Source organism: Trichococcus flocculiformis (assembly GCF_963662535.1).
GTDB classification, from domain to species: Bacteria; Bacillota; Bacilli; order Lactobacillales; family Aerococcaceae; genus Trichococcus; species Trichococcus flocculiformis.
Window position 1 is genome coordinate 1,510,518 of sequence record NZ_OY759718.1, and the last position, 16,998, is coordinate 1,527,515.

Consider the following 16,998-nt stretch of genomic DNA (forward strand, 5'->3'; position numbering starts at 1 on the left):
TAACAAATTGATCTATTTCGACCATGCCGCTACCACGCCGGTGCGCCCTGAAGTTGTGGCAGTCATTCAGGAATCGCTTATCGAAGATTACGGGAATCCTTCCAGCACCTATGCGCTTGGAAGACGAACAAGACAGCATATCGACCAAGCACGCAGAATTTTTGCGTCATCCGTCAAGGCGGATCCGGCTGACATCATCATCACAAGCTGCGGTACTGAATCAAACAATACCGCAATCATACCGACTGCGTTGGCTTTGGAAGGGAAAGGCAAACATCTGATCACTTCTGCAACGGAACACCACGCAGTCCTGCATCCGATGCATTATCTGGAAGAGCTAGGCTTTGAGGTGACGTATCTGTCTGTTGACGATACCGGGAGAGTAACTTTGCAATCCGTGATGGATGCGGTTCGCGAGGATACAATCCTGGTCTCATTGATGTATGCAAACAACGAGGTGGGCAGCATCAATCCGATTGCCGAAATCGGTTCATTTTTAGCGGAGAATAACATCCTCTTCCACACGGATGCGGTTCAGGCATTTGGCAGCGAGACAATTGATGTTAGGCAACAGCACATCGATCTGTTGTCCGTTTCCGCGCATAAAATCAACGGACCTAAAGGTATCGGATTTTTATACCGCAAAAATAGCCTGCATCTGCCTAATTTCATCCATGGCGGCAGTCAGGAAAACGACCACCGTGGCGGTACGGAAAATACGCCTTATATCAGGGGATTTGCCAAGGCCATCGCTCTGATGGAAATCGAAAGGGAAGAGAGCAACCGCAAAAAACGTGGACTGGGTAATTATTTTCTGAGCGAATTAGAAAAGAGCGGAGTCCCATTTGAATGCAATGGCGTTTATCCTGAAGGGGTTCCCCATATTCTGAACCTTTGGCTGCCGGGTATGAGATCCGACAAAATGCTGATCCAGTGCGATCTAAAAGGAATCATGCTGGCAGCAGGATCGGCCTGTACAGCCGGCAGCCTTGAACCGAGTCACGTTCTGGAAGCCATGTACGGAAAAGGGAACCCTCGTGCAACGGAATCCCTGCGCATTTCGTTCGGACCGGATAATACAACTGATGAGGCAGACACATTGATTTCCTTGCTGAAAAGTATCCACAATAAGCAATACAAGAATGGCTGAACAAAGAAAAAAGTATGTTATGATAGAGAAAACGTTATCTTGGAGGACTGCAAATGGCATTCGAAAATAATGTATCTTTAAAGGGATCAGGCAAAACTTTCCAAATGAATGAACAAGTGAAGCGCTACACTTTGCGCGACAATGGCTTTGAAGAAACCAAAAACGGCAATTTTCAAATGGTCCGCGATTTGGACAACAGCGTGCTGCATAAGCAAGGGATCAAAGTGAAGATTGTCGTCGCTTCCGATCTGAAAACTTTGAAAGTTTCCACAACGACGAGCAACGGATTGAAGATGGTGGATGTTTATGGCAAAGCAACCATGGCGGCTGCGAAAGAGCAGTTGGAATATATATTGGACAGTCTGGTCGAAAATGGCGTCCTGGCTGAAGTGACTGAATGACCAGACTCTTTTAAGAGTCCGATAATGGCTAAGGACCGGTTCTGTAAGAGCAATTCTTACGACCGGTCTTTTTGTGGCAAAATCAAAAACTCTTTCGGATCCATGTGCACAAAAAAAGCACTGCACACTATAAATGCGTTAATATTATTACATTAAACGCTGTTTTTTTCATTCCAATTCCTATGAAATATGATATACTTATTCAGAATCGCACAAACAATTCGGGAGATGAAGAAAGTGGAACAAAAATATCAAGGCGCAGCCATGACTACAGTTGACAAGAGCGCCCTAAAGAAGTCAGACTTATTTGAGACTTCACAAGTAAAGTATTTCATCAGATGTATGCTTGCCGGTATGTTTCTGACGTTGGGGACATCAATCGCTGTGATGGTGGCTGAAAAGGCAGAACACATGCTGCCCGGTAGCGGGAAATTTTTCTACTCATTCATGTTTGCATGGTCGTTGGTCATGATCAATTACATGAACACAGAATTGGGTACATCCAACATGATGTACATGACGGCAGCCATTTACCGCAAGGTATTGGTACCGAAAAGGGCTTTAGCAATTTTATTCGCTTGTATCCTATTCAACCTTATCGGTGGTACGATCGCATCATTCATTATGTCATTCACGAACATTTTCCAAGATTTGCCGGCTGAGCACTTCCTTTTCCATGCAGTGGAAGGCAAGTTGATCAAAACGCCTATCCAGATGGTAGCCGAGGGTATTTTCGCAAACGTCATCGTAAATACGACTGTATTCGTGAGCGCCCATATGAAGGATGACGCCGGCAAACTTTTCTCGACCATCTTCATCATCTTCATCTTTGCATTTTTAGGCTTTGAGCACGTTATCGCTAACTTCTCTTCCTTCAGTCTTGCGTTTTTCGCATTCGGCGGCGCTTTGCCAGGGATGACGGTCGGCAGCGTTCTGACGAACTGGTTTTTCGCTATGATCGGAAATTACATCGGCGGCGGCTTGCTCATCGGTTTGCTTTATGCGTGGATGAACAAAGATTCCGAAGTATACGTAGACTAAGCTTCACAACTTAAAACGAGAAGGATCCTGATGCTGGATCTTTCTCGTTTTTTTCTACGGATAAAAAATAGAAAGAAATGAAATTTTGTTCGCTTTTCAGGGAGGTTGCTTGTATCAATCGGTGATTATCCTTATGGAAGGTTGACAAAAGCGAAGATTATCTGTATTGTTTTACTGTCATTTGTTATTTAAAACAAGTCATTCAAGCCGATTGCAACTATCGGCTGATAGATAAAAAGAAATGTGATTAGGGAGGCTTTTTTATGAAATTGCTTGAAGAGCGCATATTGAAGGATGGTATCGTGTTGGGCGATAACGTGTTGAAGGTGGACAATTTCTTGAACCATCAGATCGATCCGGTATTGATGCAACAATTGGGGGATGAATTTGCACGGTATTTCGCCGATAAAAAAATTACCAAGATTCTGACTGTGGAAACATCGGGCATCGTGCCTGCGGTGTTCACAGGATTGGCATTGGGAGTGAAGGTTGTTTTTGCGCGAAAACAAAAGAGTCTGACGATGAAAGACAATCTGTATTCGGCCACTGTCTACTCCTTCACAAAAGATGTCACCAACGAAATTACAATTTCCAAACAATATCTTGACGAGAACGATCATGTCCTCATCATCGACGACTTCTTGGCGAATGGACAGGCAACAAACGGCTTGATGGAAATCTGCAACCAGGCAGGAGCGGAAATCGCCGGTGTCGGTATCGTCATCGAGAAATCCTTCCAAAAAGGCAGAAAAATTTTGGAAGAGCAAGGTATGGATGTTTATTCATTGGCGCGCATCAAATCCTTTGAAGCTGGAACAGTCCAGTTCATCGAAGAATAGCAAGTCCGGAAGACAGACACGTTCTGTCTTTTTTTGTTCCTCAGAATCATTCCATTTCGCCTCAATATCTACACAAAGCCTTTGGGAATTGTGGTAAAATGTTAAATATATATGAGATTATGAGCGCTATCTTAATGAGGAGGTTCAATAATGAGAATCGAAACACAATGTTTACACGAAGGGTACCACCCAGGGAACGGAGAGCCAAGCGCGCTCCCGATCTACCAAAGCACCACTTACAGATATGACTCGACGGAACATATCGGAAAATTATTCGATTTGACGGCTGCCGGACACATGTATTCGCGCATCTCAAATCCTACTGTTGCAGCTGTGGAAGAGAAAATTGCGGCGATGGAGGGTGGCGTGGGGGCTTTGTGCACAACTTCCGGGCAGGCAGCCACTATGATCAGCTTGATGAACATCCTGAAGGAAGGCGATCATTTCATCAGCACCGCCTCCATTTATGGCGGAACCATCAATCTGTTTGCCGTAACCTTGAAGCGTTTCGGGATCGAATGCACCTTTGTCGATCAGGAACTGCCCGAGGAAGAAATCCAAAAAATGTTCAAACCGAACACGAAGGCCGTATTCGGCGAAACCATCGCAAACCCAGCCTTATCAGTTCTGGATATCGAAAAATGGGCAGCGATTGCGCACAAAAACAACGTGCCGTTGATTGTGGACAACACGTTCCCGACTCCATACCTTTGCAGACCGTTTGAGTTTGGAGCGGATATCGTGGTCCATTCCACTTCGAAATACATGGATGGCCATGCAGTGCAGATGGGCGGGGTCATTGTCGACAGCGGTAATTTTGACTGGAAAAACGGCAATTTCCCCGAATTCACTGAACCGGATGAGTCCTATCATGGCATCGTCTATACGGAAAGTTTTGAGAACGCTGCTTATATCACAAAAGCACGGGTACAAATGATGAGGGATATGGGGGCATACCCAACCGCCAACGCAGCCTTCTTGTTGAATCTGGGGCTTGAAACGCTCCCTGTAAGGATGGACAGACATTGCAGCAATGCCTTGAAAGTCGCTGAATATTTCAAAAAATCCGAAAAAGTTGAATTTGTGAATTATCCGGGCTTAGAAGGAGACAAGTACCACGAATTGGCGAATAAATATTTGCCGCTCGGAACGTGCGGCGTCATTTCGCTCTCCATCGAAGGCAGCAGAGAAAATGCCATCAAATTCATGGACAGTCTGAAGTTGGCGTCCAATGAAGTGCATGTGGCCGATATCCGGACTTGTGTGCTTCATCCTGCAAGTTCGACCCACAGACAGCTGACCGACGAGCAACTGACAGCAGCAGGCATCACGCCGGGCCTGATCCGTTTTTCGGTAGGGCTTGAAAACGTGGATGACATCATCGAAGACATCGAGCAAGCATTGGCCCATCTGAATCTGGATGCAAAACCTTATACAGTTTGATCGATGGCGCTCCTAACGATGAAGCAGAAATCCTTCCAAGGTTTTCTGCTTTGTTTTCTTTGTTTTCGAAAGTAATTTTGCAGCTTGATGAAAATGAATAAAAAGGAAGTGACGGAATAGTGTACAATAACAAAACGGCACTGATCAAGTGGATTGCGATCCTCACAATGACGATCGACCATATCGGCTACTATCTGTTCCCCTCACTGCTTTTTCTGCGGGTTGTCGGACGTATCGCTTTCCCTTGTTTTTTGTACACAACCGTGCAAGGGGTAAGGGAAACGCATGATTTCCGTAAGTATCTGCTGCGGCTTGTCGTGACGGGGCTCGTCAGTATGCCGATAACTGCCCAAACAGGGAATGTCTTCAATATCCTGTTCACTTTGGCACTTTTTGCCTTATCGATCAAAGACTACCGTTTCATCTTGCCGGCCATTTTTTTGGTCCAGTTTACGGAATACGGCTTGTATGGCTTTTTGATGGGCTGGACAATCTATGTGCTGTCGGAAAAAAATGTACAAGCGGGAATTGTTTTGTTTTTATTGGTGAATGCTCTGCAATTCCCATCATTGCAGGGGTTCGCTGCCTTGGCGTTCATTCAGTTGCTTCTGCCGGTCACTTTCCCAGTCAGACCGTTGCCGAAATGGGCCGGGTATGCCTACTATCCCATCCATCAAGTTGTACTGATATTTATCGCTAGGCTGATGTGACAGTCAGCTTGTTTACGGATAGGCAAGAAAGCTTGAAATATGCGCCAGGATGGTGTAAACTGTTTCTTTGTATCGGATGTTACTTATATAATGTAAGAAGTGAGAAAATACACAAATCAAGTAAGGGTGTGATAGGCATGCAAGACAATTCAAAAATACGCGTGGTGGTCGGAATGAGCGGTGGTGTTGACTCTTCTGTCACAGCATTGCTTTTGAAGGAACAAGGTTACGACGTCATCGGCATTTTCATGAAGAATTGGGATGATACGGATGAATTCGGATTCTGTACGGCAACGGAAGATTACAAGGATGTTCAGGCTGTCGCACAACAGATCGGCATTCCTTATTATTCCGTCAATTTCGAAAAGGAATACTGGGATAAGGTCTTCCAATATTTCCTGGACGAATATAAGAAGGGCCGGACGCCGAATCCGGATGTCATGTGCAACAAGGAAATCAAATTCAAAGCTTTCTTGGATTATGCGATGGAACTGGGTGCGGATTATGTCGCAACAGGGCACTATGCGCAAGTCGTCCGTGAGGAAGACGGCACCGCTCATCTGCTCAGAGGCGTGGACGACAACAAGGACCAAACCTATTTCCTGAATCAGCTATCACAAGAGCAACTATCCAAAACGATGTTTCCGCTGGGCGGAATCAAAAAGCCGGAAGTGCGCCGCATTGCTGAAGAAGCAGGCTTGGCGACAGCGAAGAAAAAAGATTCTACAGGCATCTGTTTCATCGGCGAGAAGAATTTCAAAGAATTCTTGACGAATTTTCTGCCGGCAATTCCGGGGAAAATGGTCACATTGAGCGGCGATGTGATGGGTGAGCATGCGGGATTGATGTATTATACAATCGGGCAAAGAAAAGGTCTGGGAATTGGCGGGGGCGGAGAATCCGATGATCCATGGTTTGTTATCGGCAAGGATCTGGCGACCAACACGCTCTACGTGGGCCAAGGTTACCATCATGAGAATCTGTATGCGGACAGCCTTGATGCGACCGATATCCATTTCACATCCGAAGGCAAGAAGCCATCCGTCTTCACGTGTACGGCTAAATTCCGCTACCGCCAACAAGACACGGCAGTCACTGTCTATCTGAACGAAGACCAAACGACCGCTCGTGTAGAATTTGCGGAACCGGTCCGTGCCATCACACCTGGCCAAGCTGTTGTGTTTTACGATGGGATGGAATGCTTAGGTGGGGGCACAATCGACAAGGCATATCAAGCCGACCGTGTCCTGCAGTATATTTAGAGGAAAAGAATAAGCGAGAGGCCGGTTTTTTCTCCGGCCTCTCTTTAATTTGGGCGCGAATTGTGGTATCGTTCTTAAGGAATCTTATAACAAGTCTTAATAGTCAAAAAAGGGAGGGGATCATCCGGATGGATACAGAACAAGGCTATATCGTCGGAGAAATCAAAGCGATTTTCTTTGAAAACGCGAGTAATTTCTACAAAGTCATGCTGATTTCAGTCAATGAATCGAATCTCCCGCAAAAGCAGGATGAAATTGTTGTGACGGGAAGCTTCGGGCAGATAACCGAAGATACAGCTTACCGCTTTTTCGGTGAGGTCGTGGAGCACCCAAGATACGGTGTCCAATTCCAAGCCACTTCCTATCAGCAGGAAAAACCAACCTCCAAGAACGGCTTGATTGCATTCTTATCGGGGGAACGTTTCCCAGGAATCGGTAAACGGACAGCTGAAAAAATCGTCGAGACTTTTGGCGAGGAAGCGGTCGACGTCATCCTTGATGACCCGGAAGCTCTGAAAAGCATCAGCGGCATGACGCCCAAAAAAAGGGAAATGATGCGCGATGTACTGATGCAGACGCAAGGAACCGAGAAGATCCTGATCGCATTGGGTAACTATGGCTTCTCCAATAATCAGGCAGCGAATATCTTTCATTTCTACCGCACTGAAACGCTGACTGTCCTAAATGAAAATCCTTACCGACTGCTCGAGGATATCGAAGGCATCGGCTTCAAGAAAGCCGATCTGCTGGCGGAGGAGTTGAACTTCGCTCCGGATCACAGCAGCCGTCTGAAAGGCGGCCTGATAGCGACGCTGCAGGAACTTTGCCTGTCGAACGGAGATACCTATGTCGACGGGACCGTCTTGCTTGAGCGAACAATCCACTTGCTTGAACAAAGCCGGCGCTTCATTATCGAAGATGCACCAGTAATCGAAGCGTTGATGGAAATGGTCATGGACATGAAAGTGGTCGAGGATCACAGCCGCTTTGCCATCCCGTCCCTTTATTTCGCCGAAGAAGGCATCGCATCATCGATCGACCGGTTGCTGAAACGGAAAACAAAAATTGCTTATCCGGGAGTGAATTTGGATCTGGAAATCGAGAATCTGCAATCCAATCTGCAGATCCGCTATGGGGCCTCCCAAATCGAAGCGATAAAAGCAGCTTTGCTTTCACCGTTCTTCATCCTGACAGGTGGACCCGGTACTGGTAAAACGACCGTTCTCAAAGGGATCGTGCGCATGTTCTCCGAATTGAACGATCTGCCGGAAGACCCTAAGGATTACAAAGACGGACTTTTCCCGATTTTGCTTGCCGCTCCGACCGGCCGTGCCGCAAAAAGGATGCAGGAGACGACAGGTCTGCCCGGCAGCACGATCCATCGCTTGCTGGGTTTGACGGGCCAGGAAAAGGAATCCGAAGAACTTTATACGCAAGAGTTGGAAGGCAAGCTGTTGATCATCGACGAAGTTTCGATGGTGGATACGTGGCTGATGCATCGACTCTTGAAATCCGTTCCGCCTGGTATGCAAGTGCTGTTTGTGGGGGATAAGGATCAATTGCCTTCAGTCGGTCCAGGCCAGGTGTTGTTCGATCTTCTGAACTGCAAAGCGTTACCGCAGGTCGAGCTGAATGAGATATTCAGGCAATCCGGCGATTCATCGATCATCCCGTTGGCGCACGAAATCAAGAACGGCATTCTCCCGCGCGATTTCCGCAACAATCAAGCGGACCGCTCGTTTCTGCCTTGCCAAACGCATCAGATCGAGCCGGTGATCCGGCAAGTCGTCGAAAAGGCGAAGTCAAAAGGGTTCACTGCAAAGGATATCCAGATTCTGGCGCCGATGTACAAAGGAGCTGCCGGCATTGATGCCATCAATACGATGTTGCAGGAGATCTTCAATCCAAAAGGGAACAAGAAAAGACGGGAAGTCGCTTTTTTTGATGTCGTCTATCGGGTAGGCGACAAGGTGCTTCAGTTGGTGAACCAACCGGAAAATAATGTCTTTAATGGGGATATGGGTGAAATCACTGCCATCCAATTCGCCAAGGAAACGGAAGAGAAGGTCGACCAGATCACGATCCTGTTCGATACCGTGGAAGTCACTTACAATCGAAACAATTGGAATAAGTTTGTTTTGGCTTACTGTTGTTCCATCCATAAATCGCAGGGCAGCGAATTTACGATGGTCATTCTGCCGATGGTGAAACAGTACGGGCGGATGCTGCGCCGCAATCTGCTTTACACAGCCATCACCAGGAGCAAAAGCAAATTGATTTTGTGCGGGGATTATGAAGCTTTCGAAACGGCAGTCGTAAGCACTGGCGATATCCGGAAAACGATGCTGCATGAAAAACTGGAGCGCAACCTGAACAATGACAAGGTCTTCACTGCGGAAGAGTCTGCAAAGGACAAGGAAGCGAAGGCGCCCGGTACCGGGATTGAAGTTGCTGAACCGATCACCGAAACAACTGCAGAACCCGCAACCCAAAAGCCAGAAAAGAATGCGTCCCCAAATATATTACCCGTCTACCAATTGACGATCGAACAGATCTCCAACGGGAGCATCGATCCGATGATCGGCATGGGAGATGTAAGGCCGGAAACTTTCATGAGTGAAAAATAATCCGGGAAAAGTCCGCAGACAATGAATAATTTGTCTGTGGACTTTTCAGCAGTCAGAAAATCAATCAGCGCAGAATGCTCCGATCAAAGTCGCATCCAAATTCGGTAGGCTCAGCAAAAGAAATAAGCTACTCGCCGGATCAATATTCTGCTATACTGACAGTAAAGCATGTTACTGGTTTTCCAATACAGCTACAAGAAGAGAGTGGTATAATGGAACTATTTGATCAATTGATGAATCCGAACTGGAAGAACATTCCGATGGAGCACAAGCTTGTTTTGGCCAGCAGTGTCGTCCGTTATTTTGTGAACCCCCTGTTGCCTGTCGCGAATATCCAGCCGGTGTATTATCAAATGGGCGGAATCAAGACCGAGACATTTACAGTGGACATCAACGGAGCGGCGTTTGTTTTTGTGCCTGGGCACAAGGAGGCAGTCCTCGGATGGGACAGCGGAATCAATGGCCTGGACCCGTTGGATATCAGCTCCGACAGGAAAGAGATGTATCTTGCCATCGAAAATTGTCTTAAGCTTTCGGTTCAAGGCGCTGAGTTTCTGCATGACGATCATTGGATGAAGAAGAAAATCGGACCAATTCATAATTTGGAAGAATTGGAAGATTTGGTCAACAGTCAAATGTCTCAACTCCGGACAACAGAAATTCCGCCTTTATTGGTGGAAGTCAGTCCGGCTTATGTGGGAATGACGAAAGTCGGGAATTACGCAGTCATAAACGGCAAATTTGAAGGCCAGCGCGATTGGTTCGAAATACACGAGAGGGCTATTCATCAGGCGTTGATGCCGAGCGCAACCGGCTCATCGGTATTCGCGGACTTTCCGGCGCATCTAGTCCAAAACGATGCTTTCTTCCTGAGGCAGAATGAAGATTTGGATTCGTACACCGTTTTTGCGCCTTACCAGACCACTTATGCAGAGATGCGCAAGCAATTGGAGAAAGACGGCATGGGGTTGCTGTCCAGCGATGAATGGGAATATTGCTGTGGGGCATCTACCCGCAGGCTTTTCCGTTGGGGCAATCAATTGCATCGCAACCTGTTCGAACCGGAAGATAGCCATCTCTATAAAAAGAACATGTTCGGTCTGGAAATCGCAAACATGGGTTGGGGACCGGAACTTGTCGAAGACGGACTGTTGGTCAAAGGTGGCTGGATTTCCATCCAAGCTGAGAATATTCTCGAGAAACTGTTGCCATACGCTACTTATTATGAAAACCATGCGGATGCTTTAAACGAGAAGCAGCAAGAGCCGTTGGCACCCGGATATTACTGTGCAAGACGTTCCATCCGCATAGAAATGTAACCTGTTCCGCTTTTCTGAAGAACAGCTTGCATACGGCTGTAATTTTGGTTATACTAGTTTTTGATTGAAGCAGAGGATATACAAATGGATAACAAAAGAGAGTTTCCGCTTGGTGAAAGGAAACGCATCCGTTTATGCTCCCTTTGCGTGAATTATAGTAGAAATACTATCGCTTCCAGCGTTAACGGATCCGAGAGGTAATGAATGATCAAAACATTTCATTGCAAACAAGGTGGTACCGCGTGATTCGTCCTTGTATGCAGTGGGATGTTTTTTATTTTTGTTCACTCAAAAAAAATAATGAAGAGAAAAGGAAGGTAACAATGAAAAATCTGACAAGCAGTGACATCCGTCAAATGTATCTTGATTTTTGGGCAACAAAAGGGTCGAAAGTGGAACCGAGTGCTTCGCTGATACCGGTCAACGACCCTACGCTATTATGGATCAACTCAGGAGTAGCGACATTGAAAAAGTATTTTGATGGCACATTGATTCCTGAAAATCCGCGCATCACCAATGCCCAAAAGAGCATCCGTACAAACGACATCGAAAATGTCGGGGTGACCGCAAGACACCATACTTTATTTGAAATGTTGGGGAATTTCTCGATTGGGGACTACTTCAAAGAAGAAGCAATCCCTTGGGCTTGGGAATTCCTGACTGACGAAAAATGGTTGGCGTTCGATCCAGAACTGCTTTATGTCACTTACTATCCTGAAGACACAGATACGAAACGCATTTGGCAGGAAAAAGTCGGTTTGCCGGAAGATCATATCGTTCCGATCGCGGACAATTTTTGGGATATCGGGGCAGGACCATGCGGACCGGATACGGAAATTTTCTACGACCGCGGACCATCCTTCCAGGATTTGCCTGACGGGGATCCTGAAATGTATCCGGGCGGAGAAAATGAACGCTACCTTGAAATCTGGAACCTTGTGTTCTCTGAATTCAACCACAAACCGGACGGCACCTATGAGCCGTTACCGCACAAGAACGTCGATACGGGGATGGGTCTGGAGCGCGTCACGAGCGTAGTCCAAAACACACCAACCAACTTTGAAACGGATCTGTTCATGCCAATCATAAAAAAAATCGAGACGTTGAGCGACGGCAAGAAGTACGGCGAAAACAAAACATTGGATATCTCTTTCAAAGTCATCGCCGATCATGTCCGCGCCGTCAGTTTTGCGATCGGGGACCGTGCCTTGCCGTCCAATGAAGGCCGTGGCTACATTTTGCGTCGTTTGATCCGCCGCTCGGTCATGCATGGGCAAAAATTGGGCATCGAAAAATTGTTCCTGAACGAATTGGTTCCGGTTGTGGCAGATGTTATGGAATCCTATTATCCAGAAATAAAAGCGGACCAGGATTTCATCATCAAAGTCATCACAAATGAAGAGCAACGTTTCCAGGAAACGATCCACGAAGGGATGGACATCCTGAACAGCGTCTTTGAAGAGATGAACGAAAAGGGCGAAACGGCCGTAAATGGCAAGAACGCCTTCAAACTGTATGACACATACGGCTTCCCGTTGGAACTGACGAGCGAATATGCTGAAGAAAAAGGCTTCACAGTTGATACAGAAGGATTTAACCAAGAGATGCAGGAGCAACGGAACCGCGCCCGTGCAGCAAGACAAGTGGAAGACTCCTTCTCTGTGCAATCTCCGGTATGGGCTGAAGTGTTGGTTCCAAGCACGTTTTCCGGATATGCACAAACAAAAATTTCGTCCGAGCTTTCAGTGATGGTTGCGGATGACGAAATCGTCGAAAAAGCAGCTGCAGACGATCGCGTTCAGATCATTTTCCGTGAAACGCCTTTCTATGCAGAAATGGGTGGTCAAGTTGCGGATAAAGGAACGATCGAAACTGAAACGGGTGAAGTGATCGCAGAAATCGAAGATGTCAAACGCGCTCCAAATGGGCAAACGATGCACATCGCGCGTGTCCTGACGGAAATCCATTCGAACGAAACCTATGTCCTGCACGTGGATGAAGCCCGCAGAAGAAACATCACGAAAAATCATACAGCGACGCATTTGTTGCACCAAGCTCTGAAGGATGTTTTGGGCAATCATGCCAACCAAGCTGGATCGTTGGTGAATCCGAACCAACTTCGTTTTGACTTTACGCATTTCGGCCAAGTAACTGCAGAAGAGTTGGTGCGGATGGAAGAAATCGTGAATGAAAAAATTTGGGAGAGTCTGCCAGTCGTTACTGTCGAAACAACCATCGATAAGGCAAAAGAAATGGGTGCCATGGCTTTGTTCGGCGAGAAATACGGTAAAGAAGTCCGAGTAGTCGATGTCGGAGGCTATTCAGTCGAACTTTGCGGAGGAGTCCATGTTCAAAATTCACAGGATATCGGCGTCTTCAAGATTTTGTCCGAATCCGGGATCGGTGCGGGCGTTCGACGTATCGAAGCAGTGACCGGACAGGAAGCTTATCAGTATTTCCGTACAAAAGAAGCTGAGTTGAGCGAAGCGGCGCACCTTCTGAAGGCTCAACAAACAAAAGAAGTGGCCGGTAAAATCAATCAGCTTAAGCAGGAAATGAAGGAAATGCAAGGCGAAAATGAGTCTTTGAAAGCCAAAATCATGAATGCCGAAGCCAAAGACCTCTTTGAGAACGTGGAGACCGTCAACGGTGTCACGTACATTACCTATGAAACAAAGAATCAAGATATGAATGCCTTGCGTCAATTGGCTGACCAATGGCGTCAAAAGGCTGTCTCTGATCTTTTCGTGGCAGCTTCAGCTACAGACGGCAAAGTCAATATGCTGGCTGCGGTTTCCAAAGGCAAGTTGGAACAAGGCCTGAAAGCCGGCGATCTGATCAAGACTCTCGCTCCGTTTGCTGGAGGCAAAGGCGGCGGACGCCCGGATATGGCACAAGCAGGCGGCAATAACCCAGCAGGCATCCCGGATGCGCTGAAACACGTTGCAGTCTGGATCGCTGACAATACAAAATAAGCATCCTTTCCTAGGGGGCGGCATCCACATATGGATGCTGCCCCCTTTTTGGACATATAGGAATTTATAAATTTTTTTCAACTCAGAAGTGCATCACCGTAGGTGTTTCACAAGTTTGCAACATGTTTCATGCATCTAAACTGATGGCTAGCTTCACGGGTTAGCCCTTCAGAAAAAAGAATAAGGAAGCTCTTGTCTCTGCGAGCCAAGACATACTGTTCGACTAATCTGCTGACGCAGAAAGTCTCTCAGCAATTGCGCTCTTCGATGCTCAGTTGCATGGGACTCTTAGGGATTCATCCCTTAGAGCCCCAGTACAAGGTGACCGTAGGGAACGTTGCGTGGACAGATTTCCTAAATTGTCATGACTCTTGCGATTTCAATCGCTTATTCCTGTCATCAGGCCATCCAACTGGTCTCGCAGTGAGGCCCTCTGATGTCGCACTGTGACATCAGAGTACTTGACCGATTAGGTCACAGTGTTTCCTTACTCAGGGCTGAACGAACCCGTTCAGCTTTTCTTACACAATCTGTCTGCAACAAAATGCGGAATATACTGACAGGAGGGGGAGCAGAAAGGTCATGAAGCCGATCTGAGGAATGACAACGGCATTTCTTTGTTGTAGTTTTTTGTGATTTCTTGTAAAATGGTAAATATACTAAAGAAAACTGGGGTGTCGCTATGAGTTCGAAAGATGAAACGATGTTGTTCAATTTTGATGACAATCTTAAAAAGAATGTACAAGAGACATTAGCCCTTGTTTATGACGCATTGGAAGAAAAAGGATACAACCCTATCAACCAGATTGTGGGATATCTGCTTTCTGGAGATCCAGCTTATATCCCGCGTCATAACGATGCCAGAAACCTGATCCGTCGTCACGAACGTGATGAAATAATGGAAGAATTAGTAAAAAGCTATCTTTCTGGAACAGGCAGAGTCATCCAATGAGGCTTATGGGCTTGGATGTCGGATCCAAAACGGTAGGAGTGGCTATCAGTGATCCGATGGGATGGACGGCGCAAGGGATAGAAATCGTCAAAATCGATGAAGCTAATGGAGAGTTTGGCCTTGCTCGTATTGCCGAATTGGTTAAGCAGTACGAAGTCGAGAAGTTTGTGCTCGGCTTGCCGAAGAATATGGATAACAGCATCGGGTTTCGGGCGGAAGCTTCCATTGCCTACGGAAAGTTGCTTGAAAAAGAGTTAGGCTTACCCGTCGATTACGTTGATGAGAGATTGACTACTGTCCAAGCAGAAAAAATGTTGATCAATGAAGGAAACGTTTCCCGAAAAAAAAGGAAAAAAGTAATTGACAAACTTGCTGCTGTCATTCTTTTGCAGAATTATCTGGACAGCCAGTAAAGAGAGTGGTTTTTTTGACCTGTTTGCGTTACAATATCCTTTGTTTGAATGAAAAAACAATACTTAGATAAAGAGGTGCATACCATGACTGACCATAATCACGATCACGATCATGACCATAATCACGACCACGACCATGACCACGAGCACATCACTATCGTGGATGAGAACGGAAATGAAGAGTTATTCGAAATCTTATTCACTTTCGAATCAGAAGATTTCGGAAAGTCCTATGTTCTGGTTTACCCTGCAGGAACTCCTGAAGGGGAAGAAATCGAGTTGCAAGCCTATTCTTATGTTGAGACAGAAGATGGCGGAGAAGGCAATTTGGAACCAATCGAATCGGATGCAGAATGGGATATGATCGAAGAAGTCCTGAACACATTTATGGAAGACGAAGATCTTCAATAATAATGTAAGTGACTTGTAAGGAAAACAAGGAAGGATCGGGACAAATGATATTGTCTGGATCCTTTTTTTGTTGCGGGATCGCTTTTTTGAATTTTTGGAATCCGAATGGACACGAACTGAAAATCTGATGAGAAACCTGTCCAAGATGTTCCGGATGTCTATGCAAATAGCGAAAAAGATTCAATTTAGATTGGTTTTCGTGTATAATTACGGAAGTCGAATGGCTAGTAGTGCATAAAATAGCCATATACTCAAGTAAGGAGGGCCTTATCTTTGTCACAAAATGATCAGCAAGAACCTCAAGGGCAACAAAAACTCATTCGTCCTACGTTGGAAAAAGAAGCCGTAGACAAAATGAAAATTCGCAGAAAAGAACGGTCACTAGTGCGGAAAATTGTCTTTGCAATCGTAACGATAGGAATCCTTTTAGGGCTCATCGTTGGCTTTGCAGGCTACAAATATATAACAGATGCACTTCAGCCACTGGAGCCAGAAAGTACGGAAGTTATAGAAGTGGAAATTCCGATAGGGACATCCACAAAAGGGATTACACAATTGCTGGAAGAAGGCAACGTCATAAAAAATGCTACCATCTTCAACTACTACATCAAGACGCAAAATGTTTCTGATTTCCAGGCAGGCTTTTATGAATTATCGCCTTCTATGAGTCTGGATGACATCATTGCGTCGCTTCAAGCAGGTGGCAGCCCTGTCCCGCAATCGAGCGATCATAAAATAATCGTAAGAGAGGGTAATACAATCGAAGAAATCGCAGCGGAAGTCGAAGAGAAGTCGGACTTCACTGCTGAGGAATTCTTGGCGAAAGTAAATGATCCGGATTTTTTGGCGAATGCGACTGCACGATACCCTGATATTTTGACGGAAGTCTCGCAACGCACTGATACGCGTTATCGTTTGGAAGGATACCTCTACCCGGCTACTTATGATTATCTGAACGGAAGCGGTTTGGACGAAGTCATTATGCAGATGCTTCAAAAAACGGATGATGTGATTAGGCCATATGCAGAGCAAATCGCTTCTTCAGGCTATACGCTTCATGAAATTCTGACAATTGCCTCTCTTGTCGAAAAAGAAGGTGTCACTCCGGAAGATCGTGCGAATATTGCCGGCGTATTCTTTAATCGTTTGGAAATCGATATGCCGATACAGTCGGACATCAGTATTCTCTATGCTCTGAATGAGCATAAGGAACTAGTGACTTTCAAAGACCTTGAAATAGATTCGCCATACAACCTGTATAAAAATACAGGAATGGGACCAGGTCCATTCAATAGTCCGAGCGAAGGGTCCATTCAAGCCACGTTGTCACCAGCGGATACAGAATATCTGTATTTTGTTGCAGACACAGAAACCGGTATTGTTTATTTTTCCGAAACATATGAAGAACATTTACAGTTGCAAAATCAATACGTAGATAGCGAATAAGCCGAATAT

14 protein-coding genes are annotated in these 16,998 nt (G+C 46.0%); all 14 read left to right on the plus strand.

The window, feature by feature from the left end; translation table 11 throughout:
- Nucleotides 1-7: 7 nt before the first annotated feature.
- Nucleotides 8-1,150, plus strand: a complete 1,143-nt coding sequence (locus ACKPCD_RS07310; RefSeq protein ID WP_321434506.1) for a cysteine desulfurase family protein — start codon at nt 8-10, stop codon at nt 1,148-1,150.
- A 53-nt stretch (nt 1,151-1,203) separates the two neighbouring features.
- Nucleotides 1,204-1,551 (plus strand): cysteine desulfurase, encoded by a 348-nt coding sequence (locus ACKPCD_RS07315; RefSeq protein WP_086941770.1) that lies wholly within the window; start codon nt 1,204-1,206, stop codon nt 1,549-1,551.
- A gap of 264 nt (nt 1,552-1,815) precedes the next feature.
- On the plus strand, nt 1,816-2,592 hold the full coding sequence (locus tag ACKPCD_RS07320; protein WP_321434549.1) for a formate/nitrite transporter family protein: 777 nt from the start codon (nt 1,816-1,818) through the stop codon (nt 2,590-2,592).
- Between the two features lie 263 nt (nt 2,593-2,855).
- A complete protein-coding gene (locus ACKPCD_RS07325) occupies nt 2,856-3,431 on the plus strand; it encodes a xanthine phosphoribosyltransferase (RefSeq protein ID WP_321434507.1) in 576 nt (191 codons plus the stop codon).
- A gap of 150 nt (nt 3,432-3,581) precedes the next feature.
- Nucleotides 3,582-4,874, plus strand: coding sequence for an O-acetylhomoserine aminocarboxypropyltransferase/cysteine synthase family protein (locus tag ACKPCD_RS07330; RefSeq protein WP_321434508.1), 1,293 nt, complete (start codon nt 3,582-3,584; stop codon nt 4,872-4,874).
- A 119-nt stretch (nt 4,875-4,993) separates the two neighbouring features.
- Complete coding sequence (locus tag ACKPCD_RS07335) at nt 4,994-5,584, plus strand: TraX family protein (RefSeq protein ID WP_321434509.1); 591 nt, start codon at nt 4,994-4,996, stop codon at nt 5,582-5,584.
- 137 nt (nt 5,585-5,721) lie between these two features.
- On the plus strand, nt 5,722-6,846 hold the full coding sequence (gene mnmA, locus ACKPCD_RS07340; protein ID WP_321434510.1) for a tRNA 2-thiouridine(34) synthase MnmA: 1,125 nt from the start codon (nt 5,722-5,724) through the stop codon (nt 6,844-6,846).
- A gap of 128 nt (nt 6,847-6,974) precedes the next feature.
- On the plus strand, nt 6,975-9,473 hold the full coding sequence (gene recD2 / locus ACKPCD_RS07345; RefSeq protein ID WP_321434511.1) for an SF1B family DNA helicase RecD2: 2,499 nt from the start codon (nt 6,975-6,977) through the stop codon (nt 9,471-9,473).
- Between the two features lie 212 nt (nt 9,474-9,685).
- Nucleotides 9,686-10,792: a DUF7278 family profilin-like fold-containing protein gene (locus ACKPCD_RS07350; protein ID WP_321434512.1), complete on the plus strand. Its 1,107-nt coding sequence runs from the start codon at nt 9,686-9,688 to the stop codon at nt 10,790-10,792.
- A gap of 323 nt (nt 10,793-11,115) precedes the next feature.
- Nucleotides 11,116-13,767: an alanine--tRNA ligase gene (gene alaS / locus ACKPCD_RS07355; RefSeq protein ID WP_321434513.1), complete on the plus strand. Its 2,652-nt coding sequence runs from the start codon at nt 11,116-11,118 to the stop codon at nt 13,765-13,767.
- A 682-nt stretch (nt 13,768-14,449) separates the two neighbouring features.
- On the plus strand, nt 14,450-14,719 hold the full coding sequence (locus ACKPCD_RS07360) for an IreB family regulatory phosphoprotein (protein WP_068560171.1): 270 nt from the start codon (nt 14,450-14,452) through the stop codon (nt 14,717-14,719).
- Nucleotides 14,716-15,132 carry a Holliday junction resolvase RuvX gene (gene ruvX / locus ACKPCD_RS07365; RefSeq protein WP_068560174.1) on the plus strand — a complete coding sequence of 139 codons (417 nt, stop codon included), beginning with the start codon at nt 14,716-14,718 and terminating at the stop codon, nt 15,130-15,132. Before ACKPCD_RS07360 ends, ruvX begins: the two co-directional genes overlap by 4 nt.
- 84 nt (nt 15,133-15,216) lie before the next feature.
- Nucleotides 15,217-15,543 carry a DUF1292 domain-containing protein gene (locus tag ACKPCD_RS07370; protein ID WP_068560177.1) on the plus strand — a complete coding sequence of 109 codons (327 nt, stop codon included), beginning with the start codon at nt 15,217-15,219 and terminating at the stop codon, nt 15,541-15,543.
- 273 nt (nt 15,544-15,816) lie between these two features.
- Nucleotides 15,817-16,989 carry an endolytic transglycosylase MltG gene (mltG, locus tag ACKPCD_RS07375; RefSeq protein WP_086988572.1) on the plus strand — a complete coding sequence of 391 codons (1,173 nt, stop codon included), beginning with the start codon at nt 15,817-15,819 and terminating at the stop codon, nt 16,987-16,989.
- Nucleotides 16,990-16,998: the final 9 nt, after the last annotated feature.

What these genes read in the sequence shown, in the direction of transcription:
- ACKPCD_RS07315 (WP_086941770.1), top strand. Translation starts at nt 1,204, where the DNA reads ATGGCATTCGAAAATAATGTATCTTTAAAGGGATCAGGCAAAACTTTC.
- ACKPCD_RS07320 (WP_321434549.1), top strand. Translation starts at nt 1,816, where the DNA reads ATGACTACAGTTGACAAGAGCGCCCTAAAGAAGTCAGACTTATTTGAG.
- ACKPCD_RS07325 (WP_321434507.1), top strand. Translation starts at nt 2,856, where the DNA reads ATGAAATTGCTTGAAGAGCGCATATTGAAGGATGGTATCGTGTTGGGC.
- ACKPCD_RS07330 (WP_321434508.1), top strand. Translation starts at nt 3,582, where the DNA reads ATGAGAATCGAAACACAATGTTTACACGAAGGGTACCACCCAGGGAAC.
- mnmA (WP_321434510.1), top strand. Translation starts at nt 5,722, where the DNA reads ATGCAAGACAATTCAAAAATACGCGTGGTGGTCGGAATGAGCGGTGGT.
- recD2 (WP_321434511.1), top strand. Translation starts at nt 6,975, where the DNA reads ATGGATACAGAACAAGGCTATATCGTCGGAGAAATCAAAGCGATTTTC.
- ACKPCD_RS07350 (WP_321434512.1), top strand. Translation starts at nt 9,686, where the DNA reads ATGGAACTATTTGATCAATTGATGAATCCGAACTGGAAGAACATTCCG.
- alaS (WP_321434513.1), top strand. Translation starts at nt 11,116, where the DNA reads ATGAAAAATCTGACAAGCAGTGACATCCGTCAAATGTATCTTGATTTT.
- ACKPCD_RS07360 (WP_068560171.1), top strand. Translation starts at nt 14,450, where the DNA reads ATGAGTTCGAAAGATGAAACGATGTTGTTCAATTTTGATGACAATCTT.
- ruvX (WP_068560174.1), top strand. Translation starts at nt 14,716, where the DNA reads ATGAGGCTTATGGGCTTGGATGTCGGATCCAAAACGGTAGGAGTGGCT.
- ACKPCD_RS07370 (WP_068560177.1), top strand. Translation starts at nt 15,217, where the DNA reads ATGACTGACCATAATCACGATCACGATCATGACCATAATCACGACCAC.